The sequence below is a fragment of the Exiguobacterium sp. 8A genome, from assembly GCF_902506275.1.
Taxonomy (GTDB): Bacteria; Bacillota; Bacilli; order Exiguobacteriales; family Exiguobacteriaceae; genus Exiguobacterium; species Exiguobacterium profundum.
This window is the reverse complement of sequence record NZ_LR733630.1, coordinates 1,460,291-1,475,870: the sequence shown is the minus strand read 5'-3', so window position 1 is coordinate 1,475,870 and position 15,580 is coordinate 1,460,291. Positions and strand designations below refer to the sequence as shown.

At 50.4% G+C, this 15,580-nt stretch carries 10 protein-coding genes; all 10 read left to right on the top strand.

The window, feature by feature from the left end:
* The first annotated feature begins 218 nt into the window (after positions 1-218).
* The 10 genes from GVY42_RS07605 to GVY42_RS07560 all read left to right on the top strand — a co-directional run bounded on the left by GVY42_RS07605 (position 219) and on the right by GVY42_RS07560 (position 15,545).
* A complete protein-coding gene (locus GVY42_RS07605) occupies positions 219-2,291 on the top strand; it encodes a bifunctional UDP-sugar hydrolase/5'-nucleotidase (RefSeq protein ID WP_159562822.1) in 2,073 nt (690 codons plus the stop codon).
* 163 nt (positions 2,292-2,454) lie between these two features.
* Positions 2,455-5,100 (top strand): glycosyltransferase, encoded by a 2,646-nt coding sequence (locus GVY42_RS07600; RefSeq protein ID WP_159562821.1) that lies wholly within the window; start codon positions 2,455-2,457, stop codon positions 5,098-5,100.
* Positions 5,101-5,109: 9 nt separating this feature from the next.
* The gene (locus GVY42_RS07595; RefSeq protein WP_074036034.1) at positions 5,110-5,421 is read left to right on the top strand and encodes a hypothetical protein; all 312 of its coding nucleotides are present in this window, start codon (positions 5,110-5,112) and stop codon (positions 5,419-5,421) included.
* Between the two features lie 42 nt (positions 5,422-5,463).
* Positions 5,464-8,529, top strand: coding sequence for a glycosyltransferase (locus tag GVY42_RS07590; RefSeq protein WP_159562820.1), 3,066 nt, complete (start codon positions 5,464-5,466; stop codon positions 8,527-8,529).
* The gene (locus tag GVY42_RS07585; RefSeq protein ID WP_159562819.1) at positions 8,526-10,709 is read left to right on the top strand and encodes a glycosyltransferase; all 2,184 of its coding nucleotides are present in this window, start codon (positions 8,526-8,528) and stop codon (positions 10,707-10,709) included. Before GVY42_RS07590 ends, GVY42_RS07585 begins: the two co-directional genes overlap by 4 nt.
* 127 nt (positions 10,710-10,836) lie before the next feature.
* Positions 10,837-12,126, top strand: a complete 1,290-nt coding sequence (locus GVY42_RS07580) for a nucleotide sugar dehydrogenase (RefSeq protein WP_074036038.1) — start codon at positions 10,837-10,839, stop codon at positions 12,124-12,126.
* Between the two features lie 15 nt (positions 12,127-12,141).
* A complete protein-coding gene (locus GVY42_RS07575) occupies positions 12,142-12,939 on the top strand; it encodes an ABC transporter permease (RefSeq protein WP_012727110.1) in 798 nt (265 codons plus the stop codon).
* 10 nt (positions 12,940-12,949) lie between these two features.
* On the top strand, positions 12,950-13,837 hold the full coding sequence (tagH, locus tag GVY42_RS07570; RefSeq protein ID WP_012727109.1) for a teichoic acids export ABC transporter ATP-binding subunit TagH: 888 nt from the start codon (positions 12,950-12,952) through the stop codon (positions 13,835-13,837).
* Between the two features lie 49 nt (positions 13,838-13,886).
* Positions 13,887-14,987: a non-hydrolyzing UDP-N-acetylglucosamine 2-epimerase gene (gene wecB, locus GVY42_RS07565; protein WP_012727108.1), complete on the top strand. Its 1,101-nt coding sequence runs from the start codon at positions 13,887-13,889 to the stop codon at positions 14,985-14,987.
* An 81-nt stretch (positions 14,988-15,068) separates the two neighbouring features.
* On the top strand, positions 15,069-15,545 hold the full coding sequence (locus tag GVY42_RS07560) for a hypothetical protein (protein WP_159562818.1): 477 nt from the start codon (positions 15,069-15,071) through the stop codon (positions 15,543-15,545).
* Positions 15,546-15,580 lie beyond the last annotated feature (35 nt).

The following is a 15,580-nucleotide window of genomic DNA, read 5'->3' as shown; positions in this document are numbered from 1 at the left end:
AATGAGGGAATCGTTTTTTGTGGAAATTGTAAAAACCTTAAAAATCTTCAATTTGTGATTGTTTATTGGACGCGTTTCCGTTACGTTAGAACTAGAGCGATTTGTACATATAAGGGAAAAACGGACGACTTTGGGGTAATCGTGGTAAGTAAAAAGTCGAATGATGTAAGCGCTTTCTCTTGTGTGTCCTCTTCGCAAATCTGAAAGGGGAATTGGACATGACAAAGAAATCATCTCGTAAGTTGTACACAGCACTCGCTGTAGCGGCCGTATCGACTGCATCGCTCGCACCGGCTGTTGTCACGGAAGCTGCGTCGAAAGCACCAGTCGTCAAAGCGAAATCAGCGTATGTGTACGCAGGGGACTTGGATGCTGCACTCGATGCTACATATGAGGGCGCGCCGATCCATTGGTATAAATCGAGCGTCAATTTGGAGAAATTAGGTACATTCCAAACAGCTAAGGGAATCGTCAAAGGCAAAGGGAAGTACATTGAGAAACGCGTCCGCGTCCTCGATCACCCGATTGCGATTTTACCACCGAGCGAGCCACTCGTGTTCAAACAAGGGAAACCGGCACTTGGCATCGTGAAGCAACAAGTGAAATTCGCAAGTGGGACGTATGAAAAAGCAGTACGTTGGAGCAAAATCGACACGAGTGAAGTCGGCGAATTCGTCGCGACGGCTACATATACAAACCGTGGTAAAACAATCACACTTGAAGTTCCTTATACAGTAGAAGGATACAAGCTCTCGATCATGCACACGAACGACACGCACGCCGCGCTCGATCTCGCACCGAAACGTGCGACAGCCATCAAGCAAATCCGTGCAGAGAAGCCAGACAGCCTCTTGATCGACGCAGGGGACGTCTTCTCAGGATCGCTTTACTTCAACGAGTTCAAAGGTCAAGCTGACCTCAAACTCATGAACTACATGAAATACGATTTGATGGTGCCGGGTAACCACGAATTCGATCTCGGTACGGAGCAAGGACACAAAGAACTTGCTGATTTCGTCCGCTATGCAAACTTCCCGTTCGTCAGCTCGAACGTCAACTATGCAAATGACCAATACATGAAGAGCCTCTACCGTGACGAAGTTTCGCAAAAAGCGTACAACGGTCGTCTTTATGAAGGAGTCATCAAAGTAGTGGATGGCGAGAAGGTCGGATTCTTCGGTTTGACAACAGAAGAGACGGCATCCATCGCTAGCCCAGGCCCAATTGAATTCCAAAACTACATCGCAGAAGCACAAAAAGCAGTCGACGCGTTCAAAGAGATGGGCGTCGATCAAATCGTAGCTGTCTCACACCTTGGGTATAACGACAACCCGGCGTTCGACAACGACTTGTTGCTTGCTGAAAACGTAGATGGGATCGACATCATCGTCGGTGGCCACACGCATACTCGTTTGAGCGCTCCGGTCCTCATCACAGAAGGAAAAACAGAGCCAACGGTCATCGTTCAAGCGGACCAATACAGCAATTTCCTCGGAACGGTTGATGTCGAGTTCGACAAGGATGGAAAAGTCATCAAACATGCAGGCAGCTTGATTGACGTGAAAGCACTTCAACCAGATCCATACGCGGTCGAGTTGCTCGCACCATTCAAAGATGTCGTGGATACAATCAGCCAAGACCCAATCGGTGTCTCGCTCACAGCTCCACTCGATAACCCACGTGACAAAGGTGACGAAACAGCACCGAGTGTCCGTAAAAATGAAACAGCCCTCGGTAACTTGATTACAGACGGTATGCTCACGAAAGCAAAAGAATATGATGCTGCTGTCATCGGTGCCGTTCAAAACGGTGGTGGAATCCGTGCATCAATCGATGCAGGTCCTGTCACGACAGGTGAAGTGTTGACGACACTTCCATTCGGAAACACGCTTGCCATCATGGACTTGAAAGGTAGCGAATTGAAAGCGGCCTTCGAGCGTAGCGTTGGCATTTACCCAATCGAGAACGGTGGATTCCTCCACGTATCTGGATTCAAAGTGTTGTTCGACAGCTCGAAACCGGCTGGCGAGCGCATCGTTAGCTTGCAGTATAACAACGGGACAGAGTTCGTCGATGTCGAAGACGCGACGAGCTACAAAGTCGCAACGAACTTCTTCACAGCCCAAGGTGGAGACAACTATGTTGAGTTTGAAACGGCATTCAAAGACGGTCGCGTCAATGACCTCGGTCTCATCGACTGGGAAAACTTCCGCGATCACTTGATCAGCCTCGGCGAAGAAGTCACACCTGCTGTTGAAGGACGTATCGTCGACGTCAACGCAGCTGAATAAGACAATCATTGATTACTTTCGGACGGATCCAGGAATGGGTCCGTCTTTTATATAGGAAACTCGGGTGTATACATTTGTCATCAAATTGCGACCGACATATAACTCTGTTAAGATACGATAAGATGAAGAAATACTGATTACTTAAAAAAGGTGGAGCGGACGTATGGATGTAAAAGCGACGCTGCGGGATGTGCAAGCGCACATTGCGTGGTTGAAAGAAGAAAAAGAACGGGTCGACCGGAGAGAAGCATTGAACGGAGATGACTTGATCACCCTTGAGGACCTTCCTTCATTGTCGAGACAGGCACAACGCCCGCGTCTTGACGATAAATTGTTTGAAGAACAGCAAGCTAACTTAAAAACGGAACTCGAATCAGCTCGAGCGCGACTCCCGAAACAAGATGTGACTCGTATCGCATCGAATGGGAGCAATTTTTATGAGAAGGCGGACGTACAAGTGGCATTCGTCGGTCCGGTCAAACGAGCGAAAGAGTTAGAGCGGCTTTGTCATGTCCATTTATTTGAGAATGTGACGGGCTTCTTAGAGCTGGCTGAAATCGAAAAGATTGATTTCCTTCTCATCTCGGCCGCGCTAGTGGAAGATGAGACGACCGCATTCCACCACATGGGTTCGCCGCGTTCACACTCACGTCACTGGTTGGAGAATTTGATTCGCAAAGCCAAACAAATTGATGTTCGTGTCGTGTTTGAAACTACTCTCGATACGAATCACTACGATCGTTTCTCCTCACTCGCCGCTCAGTGTGACTATATCTTTACGGGAAACGAGGAGCGTGTGACGGATTATATCGAAGAAGCCGGACATGAGCGCGTTTTTGTCATCCGTCCGGGAATCGACCCACTTCGCTTCAATCCAATCGGAATGACGCATGTTCAGTCGGATTCGGTCGTCGTCACGAACCGTTTCCCGGTACAACGTTTCGCAAAAGACTTGGAGACACTCGCACAAGGTGTTCGTGATGCGAATAAGTCTCTTTATGTAATTCGCGAAGCGGATGAATCGAAGGTGTCGTTCGCACCGAAATCACTTCAAGATGTCCTCGTCCATGGGGACCAAGAGGAGATCGAGGCGTTGAAAGAAACCTCGAACTGGATTCTTCACGTCAATGAAGTGAAAAACAGTCCGACGATGAGTGCGCAAGCCATCTATGAGGCACAGGCACGGGGGCAACTCGTCTTGACGAACTACAACGTGGCCGTCAACAACGATTTCCCGAACGTATTCATCGCGACGAGCGCATTGGATGCACAAGGGATTTTAGAAATGTTCGATACAGACGAAGAGCGTCTCGAGCATCAGCTATCTGGTGTCCGTACAATCTTCTCGAACCATACAATTTATGATCGTTTCAACGAAATATTATTCGTTCTCGGCATTCACCACGAAGTCCGTCGTGACGTCCTCGTCATCGGTCGCGGTGACGTGACGGCGACGCGTGAGCAGTTCGAGCGCCAATCGTATCCGCATAAACGTTTTGTCGCAGAAGCGGATTTACAAGAAGTCGATTTACGCACAGCCGACTTCGTGACGGTATTTGACGACCGTTATCACTACCTCGACTATTATGTAGAGGATATGGTCAACGCCTTCAAATACACGGACGTCGCTTTCGTGACGAAAGGGCAGGACGTTGTACATGAATTCGTAGAGGGATACGATGACGTCGCGTTAACGATGTTTGCGGCAAGCCACCTGTCGCTTGAGACGCTTCGGGACGACCAGCGTATCGAGGGACAAGGCTATGCCATCGATCATTTCGAACTGCTCGCGGCAGATGACGTACTCGTCCCGAACGAACCGGGCGACTATGCGCTTTCAATGATCGTCCCGATTTATAACAACGGTCGTTATCTCTACAACAAATGTTTCTCTAGTCTTCGCCGTAGCTCGATGTTTGAAGACATGGAGATTTGGCTCGTCGACGACGGTTCGACGGACCAAGAGACGATCGGCTATATCGAACGCCTCGTGCGGAAGTATCCGAACGTCTACACGTACTCATTCAACGACGGAGGCAGCGGCAGTGCGTCGCGTCCGCGAAACAAAGGCGTCGAATTGGCAACGACACCGTACATCGCTTTCCTTGACCCGGACAATGAAGCGGTCAACGACGGCTATGCGGAACTATTCCGTATCATGAAAGAGAATGACGCGCTTGACCTCGCAGTCGGAAGTATGTTGAAGCTTGCGAACCGTGAGGCCATGATTGAGCTAGACGGCCTTGAAAAAGATGGTGTTCGCGTCATCGAAGACCCGAGAGCGTACTTGCTCGAGCACAACTTCAAAGTACAGAGTATCCAGACGATGGTCATCAAAAAAGACTTCATCCAGAAGCACGATTTGAAACAGGTCATCGGTGCGGTCGGGCAAGACTCGCTCTTCTTCCAAGAGATGTTCCTCAGCGCAGGACGCGTCGCTCTTCTCGACTTGACGATTCATGATTATTACGCGGCCGTCGCCGGTTCGACAGTCAACACGATCACGAAGAAGTACTTTACGAAGTGTGTCATTCGGGAGACGGCACGGGCAAAAGCATTCGCCCGGGAAGGTGTACTCGATCAATACCGTTCCACACGATTCGAACGCTTCTTCTCGATGTGGTATTTGGTCTTCTTACGCCGAAGCAAACCGGAAGAGTTTGTCGACAATGCCGGTATGCTTTATGAAATCATCGAACAGTATCGTCCGATGGAATTAGAGACGCCGATTGTAAAACAATTCGTCGACTTATATGAATCAGGACAAACAGAAGAATTGAAGCGTCTTTACTTTGACGCATACTTGTGAGGTGAGAGCATGAGCAACGAATTTGAAAAAGAAATCGGATTGTTGAAACAACGAATCAAACTGCAGGAAGAAGAGATTCGTCATTTGAAACATGATGAACGTCTATTACGTCAAAAGCATCGACGACTCGTTCAAAAGTATGGAGATCTTCTGTACACGTTTGAATGGACCGTGAAGACGTTCGAGAAGAAAGAGCAAGCGCTCAGTGACTTGAAACGTAAATATGATGTGTTGAATCAGAAGTATCGTCGTCTTGTGCAATCGAAAGCCGGAAAAGCGATTTTGAAGGCACAGGCGGTTGCACGACGCATTCGCAAATAAAGAATCGAGCTCGAAAGACTCGATGATTTGGAGGATATGAGGATGGATTGGCAGAAAAAAGCACGTCGCGCCGCTTACCTTGGGGTACAACGGTCGAAGCGACTCGGTCGTAAAGTGTTGAACAAACGCCCGAACAAATCGCATCAACTACGTGAACTCGTACCGAACTGGTATACACGCTCACCTTACGTACACGTTGAAGGGACGGACCTTGTCTTCTCTGGGGACGAGCCGGTCACCGTCACGTACCGACCGAACGCGAGTTCAGATATCATCTCGGTGAACGACCTCGTCGAATCAGGTCAAAAGACGTTCACGGCTATGATGCGTGTCAAATCGCGCGAAGGTCTGATGCCAACGTTGACGTTAGAAGTCGTGCGTAAAGGTGGACGTACTCGTTACGTGACGGTACAGGACGGCGATCAGGTCGATGTGACGCTCGGCATGGGTGAACAAATCGTCCGGGCTCATCTTGAAGTCAACGGGGCAGGAGCGTTCAGCCTCGTCGAGCTAATGCTCGGCAAGCTGTCGCTTTGGACAGTCGAAGGGACGGCTGCGAACGTATCACTTGATGCTTTTGATTTCCGTTATCCGCTTACGTCGTCGTCACTCCGTTCTCTCAAACCACAGAGTGAGATTGCTCACTTCGACGGAGACACGCTCGTCGTCCGTGCCGAAGGGAACCAATACACGCACTATGGCGTCGATGAGATCGCGCTACCACACGTCGATACAGAACGTGGCATCGATTTTGAGACGGGTGATATGGACGATGACTTGTATCGTTTCTATTTGAAAGGGGACCGCACGGGTACAGCGGACGCCTCGCTATTCATCGCGACGTATACGGTGTCTGGGCAGGATCGTTTGATTGAAGTGCCACTCGGACTGAGCGGTATCGTCCGAATCGCACCGTCACACCGTTCCATCCGCTATTTCATCCGCGTGAACGGGTCAGGACAGCTTGAGAACTTGAATATCGGAATGATTCGCGAAAAGAGTGTCCGCCGTGAAGACATCTTGTCCCTCAAACCGGACATGTGGACGATCCCGGCACCCGACCTCATCAAATTGAAGAGTCGAGATGACCAACTCGTCGTCCAGTTGAAAGGCGAGGACGATCAGCGCCGCTATATCTCGTATGCAGAGATGAACAACAGCTTCAAACTGCTCCCGACAGAGTTCCCGTATGAAGTGAAGGCGAACAGTCGTTACCGTGTCACGCTCGATGGTGTAGCCGATGAAGGGGCGAACGTTGTCCTCTACATCATTGCCTACTCGGCGACGGAGCGTCAGATCATGCAACAGGTTCAAATCGGAAGCGAGAAAGTCTTCTACTTTGACCGTGGCATCCGCTTCCTTCGTTTCGCCCTCCGTGTCGACGGTGTCGGAGAGGCTCGGGTCGACCGCATCCGTGTCGCTGAAGAACTCGTCAGCGATGGTACAGAAAACCCGACATGGATGGACGTGCGCGAGGCTCGCTTCTTCGCACCAATCCCACGTGAACTACACGAACTGAAGGTCGCGGCCATCTTCGATGAGTTCACGATGGCATCTTACAAACCAGAATGTCAGCTCATCACGTTCACACCGGACAACTGGAAGACGGTGCTCCTCGATGAGCAACCGGACGTCCTTGTCGTCGAATCGGCGTGGAAAGGGAACGCCGGTGCATGGGAGAAGAAAATCGTCAAATATGGCACGAACACATGGGAAGAGCTCGATGCGCTTCTCGCTTGGTGCCGTTATCACAATATCCCGACCGTCTTTTGGAACAAAGAAGACCCGATTCACTACGACCGTTTCATTGAAACGGCGAAGCGATTCGACTATGTGTATACGACCGACATGAACCGCGTTCCGAACTATAAAGAAGATTGTGGTCATGACCGTGTCGATGCGTTACCGTTCGCGGCACAGCCGAAAGAACATAACCCGATCCGCTTACCGGGGACTCGTGAGCCGTACGCGTGTTTCGCCGGTTCGTATTATGCGAACCGTCACGAATCGCGTAAAGCTGACATGGACAGACTGTTCGCGGCAGCAGACAAGTATGGTCTTGCGATTTACGACCGTAACTATGCGATCAACCAACGCGGGGAGAGCGACCAACTTCAATTCCCGGAACAGTTCCGTCACTCGATTCGCGGCAGTTTGAAATACAACCAGATTGCCAAGGCGTATAAAGGATATAAAGTCATGTTGAACGTCAACTCGGTCAACGATTCACCGACGATGTTCTCACGTCGCGTCTTCGAAGGACTCGCCTGCGCCACACCGGTCGTCAGTACACGCTCGGTCGGGGTTGATGCCATGCTTGGCGATTACGTCTTCCTTGACGACGGAGAATCTGACTTGGATGAAACGTTCCGCCGTTTGATGACAGATGACTCATTCTATGAGGACATCGCGATGCGTGGTATGCGTCACGTGTTGACGTATCACACGTACACGCAACGTCTCGCGAAAATCGTCCAAGACGTCGGCATCCCGTACCGTGTCGACCACGAGAAGATCGCCGTCGTCGCCTTCATCAAGTCGCGCGAAGAGGCAGAACGCGTCGTCGCTCAGTTCGAGGCGCAACGTTATGAGCATAAACATCTCATGATGTTCCTCGATAAGTTCGAGGATCACATCGATGTATACAACACGTATAACACGCCGTCGATCTCGACGTATATGCGTAGCTACTTGACGCACTATACCTCGTTCACGGAGATGGTCGAAGCGTACGATTGGGTCGCCCACTTGAAGTCGGACGATTATTACGGTCCGAACTACTTGAGCGATTATCTGCTCGCGGCACGCTACGCAGAAGCGGACGTTCTGACGAAAGAGGACTACTATACGTATGACGGTCAGCTCGTCAAACAGGATCATGACGAGTCGTATCGTTATGTGTTTGATGCGACACCGTCCCGCTCGATCGTGCAGCCGTCGGCACTCCGTTTCTATACGGTGGAGGAGGCACTCCACATTTTTGAAGCGGATGAGAGCTTGAACGAGCTTGCTCGTTCTGGCAAACGCATCTTCAGTGTCGACCCGTATCAATATGTGAAAGCCGGTGCCGCCATGGATGAAGCGGACCTTCAGGAGGTAACATTATGACGAAGCAACCGCTCCGAATCCTCGTGTACGGGGACGTCAATTTGAACTTGATCGACGGATCGGCCATCTGGCTCACGTCGGTCGTGCATATGTTGAACCAGGACCCGAACATCGAGGTCGACGTGCTCTTGAAGCGCTCGATCGTGAAACCGGAAGTGACGGCGTCGATCAAACAGCTCGACCGCGTCAACTTCATCGACGTCTTCACGGAAGACTCGACGAAGAAAGACGAGCCGTACTATGAGAAGAAGGTGCTCCAGCCGGAAGAGGCGGCCCAACTCATCCACGAGCTCGTCGAGACGAAACAGTATGACATGACGTTCATCCGTGGGTTCCAACTCGCTTATGCGCTCTCCGATTATGAACATACGATGAAAAAGACGTGGACTTATCTCACAGATTTCACGCATGATTCATCGGCCGCGTCACAGGAGGAGTTGGCACGTTTGAAGAAGATTGCGGACCGTTCGGCTCGCATGCTCTGTCAGACGGCGGAGATGAAGGCGTACTTCGAGACGTTTTTACAGACGCCGAAGCCGTTCCTCATCTTGAATCCGATGATCCCGAATATGCGTGAGGCGACGCCGACGTTCAAACGTCAGGCGAAACGTCTCGTCTATACAGGAAAATTCGCGCCACTCTGGTACTCGGCTGAAATTCTCGACGCACTCGAGAAAGTACGAGTCCGGATGCCGGACGTCGAATTGAAAGTGGCAGGAGACAAGTTCAACCAAGACCCGAACAATCCGAACTTCCGTAAAGAAGTGACGCATCGCCTTCAAACGGACGAAGGGGTCCACTGGTTGAAAGGTATCCCGCGTGCGGACGTCGAGACGCTCATCGAAGAGAGTGACATCGGCATCTCGTGGCGTCACCCGGACCTTGACGACAGCCTCGAGTTGTCGACGAAGCTCCTCGAATATGGGGCGCTCGGGAAGCCGGTCCTCCTTAACCGCAACAAGATGCACGAGATGTTGCTCGGGTCGAGCTACCCGCTCTTCGTCAATTCGGAAGACGAATTCATCGAAAAGGTTGAACTCGCCTTCACGCATCCAGCCATCTATAAGGATGCGGCGGAACGGCTCTACAACATGGCGAAGAATTATACGTTCGCCAGCACGTTCGAACGTCTCCGTGACGCGATTTGGGAGATGCAGAAGCCGACGATCCTCTTCGCCGGTCACGACTTGAAGTTCATCCGCATGTTCATGGAACGCTTTGAGGCCGACCCGAGCTACCGGGTCCTCATCGACCAGTGGGATGGACACAAGATTCATGATGTAAATCACAGCAAGGCATGTCTCGCACAAGCAGACGTCATTTTCTGTGAATGGGGCCTCGGCAACGCCGTCTGGTACTCGCAACATAAGTTGCCGCATCAACGCCTCATCGTCCGGATTCATCGTCAGGAGAAAGAAACACCATTTCCACGGGAATATGCGCTCGACAACATCGACCGCATCATCCTCGTCTCACCGTATATGTTAGAAGAGATGCATCGTCTGTTCGGAATCCCGCGTCACCAGATGACGGTCATCTACAACGCCGTCGACGCGGAGAAGCTCGACAAACCGAAACAGGCAGACGATTTGACGTTCCGTCTCGGTATGATCGGCATGAACCCGAAACTGAAGCGTCCGGACCTCGCGCTCGACGTCCTCGAAGAGCTGCTGAAGACGGACAAACGGTACCAGCTCCACTTCAAAGGACACCATCCAAAAGACGTCTATTGGATCGGGAAGCGCGAAGAGGAGAGCGCGTACTACGAGGCGCTACTGAAACGAATCGAGGAGTCAGAACTTCGCGACCACGTCCACTTCGATGGACACGGCAATGACGTCGATACGTGGCTCCAATCGATCGGATTCGTCTTCTCGACGAGTGACTTGGAAAGTTTCCATCTCGCACCGGCCGAAGCGATGGCAGCAGGATCATACCCGCTCATCCGCCACTGGACGGGTGCGGAAACAATTTACCCAGACGAACTACTCGTCACGGATACGTCGAAATTTGTCGATACGATCCTCTCTTATAAAGAAGATACCGAGAAGCTGAAGACGGACGCAAAAGCCTATCAGGCGTATGCCCGTAAACATTTCGCGCTCGATCGTCTCTATCGAGAGATGGAACAAATCATTTCAGGCAAAACACACGAACAATTTGCGACGACATTGTCATGAAAATGTAATTGCACCAAAGAATTGTTCAAGAGTATAATGAGTATTGTTTTATTATCGAATGTGAAATAAAATGATGGACAATGCGCTATTTAAAAAGCGCGTCAAAACATTTGGAGGTTACCACACAATGAAAGTATGTACAGTAGGTCTTGGATATATCGGATTACCGACATCGGCTGTCTTTGCGAACTATGGCGTCGACGTCGTCGGAGTCGATATCTCACAACATGTTGTTGATAAATTGAACCGTGGAGAAATCCACATTGAAGAGCCAGGTCTCGGCGAAATGGTCGCAGACGTCGTGGCAAAAGGGAAGTTCCGTGCATCACTCTCTCCAGAGAAAGCAGATGCCTTCATCATCGCGGTCCCAACACCGAACAACGACGACGAGCACAAATCATGTGACTTGACGTACGTCTTGGATGCGACACGCAAAGTGTTGCCATTCGTTGAAAAAGGCAACGTCATCATCGTTGAGTCGACAATCGCACCACGTACGATGGACGACTTCGTCAAACCACTCGTTGAAGAAGCTGGATTCACTGTCGGTGAAGACATCTATCTCGTACACTGCCCAGAGCGCGTATTGCCTGGACAAATCCTTCATGAGCTCGTGCACAACAACCGCATCGTCGGTGGGATCACGACAGAATGTGCAGAAGCAGGCGCACGCGTCTACGGTACATTCGTTGAAGGTGAAATCGTGAAAACGGATGCGAAGACGGCAGAAATGTCGAAACTCATGGAAAACACGTTCCGTGACGTCAACATCGCACTCGCGAACGAACTCGCAAAAGTATGTAACGACTTAGACATCAACGTTCTTGACGTCATCGAGATGGCGAACAAGCACCCACGTGTCAACTTGCATAGCCCAGGACCAGGTGTCGGTGGACACTGTCTCGCGGTCGACCCGTACTTCATCGTCGCGAAATCACCTGACCTCGCGAAAATCATCAACTTGTCACGTGAGACGAACGTCTCGATGCCACACTACGTTGCAGACAACGTTCAGAAGTTGACTGCTGGAATCGAAGACGCGAAAGTCGCTGTCTTTGGTGTGACATACAAAGGAAACGTCGACGACATGCGTGAAAGCCCAGCGGTTGAAATCGCTGAAATCTTGCTTGACCGTGGTGTGAACATCTCTGTTCACGATTCACACGTTGAAAAATCAACATCAAGCCGTTTCGAGCTCGTTTCAAAAGAAGAAGCACTCAAAGACGCAGACCTCGTCCTCGTATTGGTTGACCACAACGAGTTCAAAGTCCTCGACTTTGCAGAGCTCAAGTCATCAATGCGTCGTCCGATGATCTTCGACACACGTAACATCGTGAAACCAGAAGGTGAAGACGTAGCGGTCGTCAACTACGGCAACCTCTACAAATATACAAAGGAAACGAATCTCGTTCTTTGATTCAGGTGAATGAACATGTTTAAATCCGCGAAAGCTATTCTTTCAGAGCTAAAGTCGAGCTTGTACTTGATTTTCCGTCTCGCCACGTATGAGACGCGAAGCAACAACTCGATGCAGTACCTCGGATTTTTATGGGAGTTCGTGACACCGTTATTGCAGATTGGAGTTTACTGGTTCGTATTTGGATTTGGTATTCGAAGCGGCAGGCCGATTGATGGCGTGCCGTTTCTGCCATGGTTGGTCGCAGGGATTGTCGTCTGGTTCTTTATTGCCTCGGCGATCACCTCGACGGCCCGGTCCGTCTATTCGAAAATCGGCATGGTCTCCAAAATGAGCTTCCCAATCTCGACGATTCCGGCATACGTCTTGCTCGCACTCTTCTATCGCCACGTGGCGTTAGTCGGTGTCTCGTTTATCTTGATGTGGGCATTCGGATTCCCGATGGGGCTACATTCGCTCTGGTTTATCTACTTGGCGTTCAGTGCGCTTGCACTACTTTACTCGCTCGCCTTGATTACGTCCGCGCTCACGACAATCGTGCGCGATCTACAAAACCTTCTTCAGTCGATGATGCGGATGTTGATGTATTTGACACCGATTTTTTGGGTGCCGCCGGCGAAGCTCGCGAATATCCTACAAATCAATCCGCTCTATTATTTAGTCGAAGGATATCGGTCGATGTTCCTCGGAACCGACTGGTTGGCGACTAACTGGGCTTACGGTCTCTATTACTGGGCCATCGTCTTCGTTCTCTTCTTCGTCGGGTCGATGATTCATTTGCGTTTCCGTCGACACTTCATCGATTACATTTGAGGAGGACCTTATGTACCAGGTTAAATTTGAAAACGTATCGAAACGATATACGCTTTATAACAAGCAATCTGATAAGCTGAAAGAGATCTTCTTCAGTAAAGCAGGGGGCAAACAGTTTTACGCGCTTCGCAATGTCACGTTTGAAGTTCCACCCGGGGAAGTGGTCGGGATTATCGGCATTAACGGGTCAGGGAAGTCGACGATGTCGAACTTGTTGGCTGACGTCATGCCGCCGACTCACGGAAAAATCGAACTTCACGGAAAGACGGCGTTGATTGCGATCTCTTCTGGTTTGAACGGCAACTTGACTGGGCTCGAGAACATCGAGCTCAAAGGGTTGATGCTCGGGATGACGAAACAAGAGATTATCGATTTGACACCGGCCATCATTGAGTTCGCCGATATCGGTGACTTTATCAATCAGCCGGTCAAGACGTACTCGAGCGGGATGAAGTCCCGTCTCGGATTCGCCATCTCGATCAACGTCGACCCGGACATTCTCGTCATCGATGAGGCGCTCTCGGTCGGGGACCAAACGTTCACCGACAAGTGTCTCGCCAAGATGAACGAGTTCAAAGATCGTGGGAAGACGATTTTCTTCATCAGTCACTCGGTCTCACAAGTTCGCCAATTCTGTACACTCGGCCTTTGGCTCGAGTTCGGAGAAGTGCGCGAATATGGACCAGTCGATGAAGTCGTTCGGGAGTACAACAAGTTTTTGAAATGGTTCCGCAACTTGTCTAAAGAGCAACAAGACTCGTTTAAAGCCGACAAGCTCAAACGTCGTACGACGGTCGTCGATGCGACAGAGCTCGGAGAGACATACATCTTACCGCCTTTGACAGAAGAACAACTACAAACACGCCATTCGTCGGTCGCTGTATCGAACGAAGCGTGAGCAATTGGGAGGAGGAAGCACGGCGAAGTCAGACCGTGCGAAACGACCTATGAAAAAAGTCATGACCGTCTTTGGGACGCGACCAGAAGCCATCAAAATGGCACCACTCGTACTTGAGTTGAAAAAACGTGAAGGGGTAGAACCGATTGTCGTCGTGACAGCGCAGCACCGTCAAATGCTTGACCAAGTGCTCGAGTTGTTCGAAATCAAACCGGACTATGACCTCGACATCATGAAGGACAAGCAGACGCTTTACGATGTCACATCACGCGTATTGAAAGGGATGGGCGAAGTTATCGCTGAAACGAAACCAGACATCGTGTTGGTCCACGGGGACACAACGACGACATTCGCGGCATCACTCGCAGCCTTCTACAACCAAGTCGCAGTCGGTCACGTTGAGGCTGGCTTGCGCACACACAATAAATATTCACCATTCCCGGAAGAGATGAACCGCCAATTGACGGGTGTCATGGCTGACCTTCATTTCGCACCGACGGAAACGTCGCGTGACAACCTCCTTCGTGAAGGCAAGAACGAAGAGATGATCTTCGTCACAGGGAACACGGCAATCGACGCACTCAAAACGACAGTCCGTGACGACTATGCGAGCGAATTGCTCGACAGCATCCGTTCACAAGGTCGTCGTCTCGTCATGTTGACGGCACACCGTCGTGAGAACTTGGGTGAGCCGATGCGTAACATGTTCCGTGCGGTCCGTCGCTTGATCGAGAAGTATGATGACATTGAAGTCGTGTATCCGGTCCACATGAACCCGGTCGTTCGTGAACTCGCTAACGAGATTCTTCACGATGTCGAACGCGTCCACTTGATTGAACCGCTCGACGTCTTCGACTTCCATAACTATGCGGCGACGTCGCACTTGATCTTAACGGATTCAGGTGGCGTACAAGAAGAAGCACCATCTCTCGGTGTACCTGTCCTCGTCCTTCGTGACACGACAGAACGTCCAGAAGGTGTAGCTGCAGGAACACTCAAACTCGCAGGGATTGAAGAAGAGAACATCTTCTCACTCGCGGATGAGCTCTTGTCTGACGAAACGGCATACAAAGCGATGTCACAAGCATCGAACCCGTACGGTGATGGTGAGGCGTCACGTCGAATCGTCGATGCCATCCTTGCCAACTAAATGAAAACGAATAGAGTTGTTTTGTGCCCGGCACAGCAACTCTTTTCTGTATCATTATCCTAATGATTCGGAGGTGCTTGCATGTCAACGAAGCGAATTCGTCCGGCGATTTACCATTACTATCCGCGTGGACCACATAAAAATCATATGTCGATGCGCGAAGAGGAATACAAGACAGAGGTCACCTTTTTACCTCAATCGCTAAAGGACTCGATTTATGTTCAACTATTTGACTTGAAATTTGAAATTCCCCCATCGAAAATCTTTTTGGCTGATGCCAAGATGGATGAAGGGGATGAAATGGAAGTCAACACATCCGTTTATGTCGAAGGCGACCGCGCCATCCGACTAGAATTGTACGTCATGCAGTATTCAGACGAAGAACGTTTATCGAATAAGCGTTTCATGCTCACATTGAACCCAGGGGTGAACCCCGTTGTAGAAGTCGTCAAACAAATGGAAGATGCCAAGTATTTCAAGATGTCCTACAAATACATCGTAGAAACGCTTGAACCGACCACTGTACGATTTGATGATCTCTATGTGACGTTCCGCTAAGCGGAGCAAGTCTTAAGGGAGAAAGGGACCATACG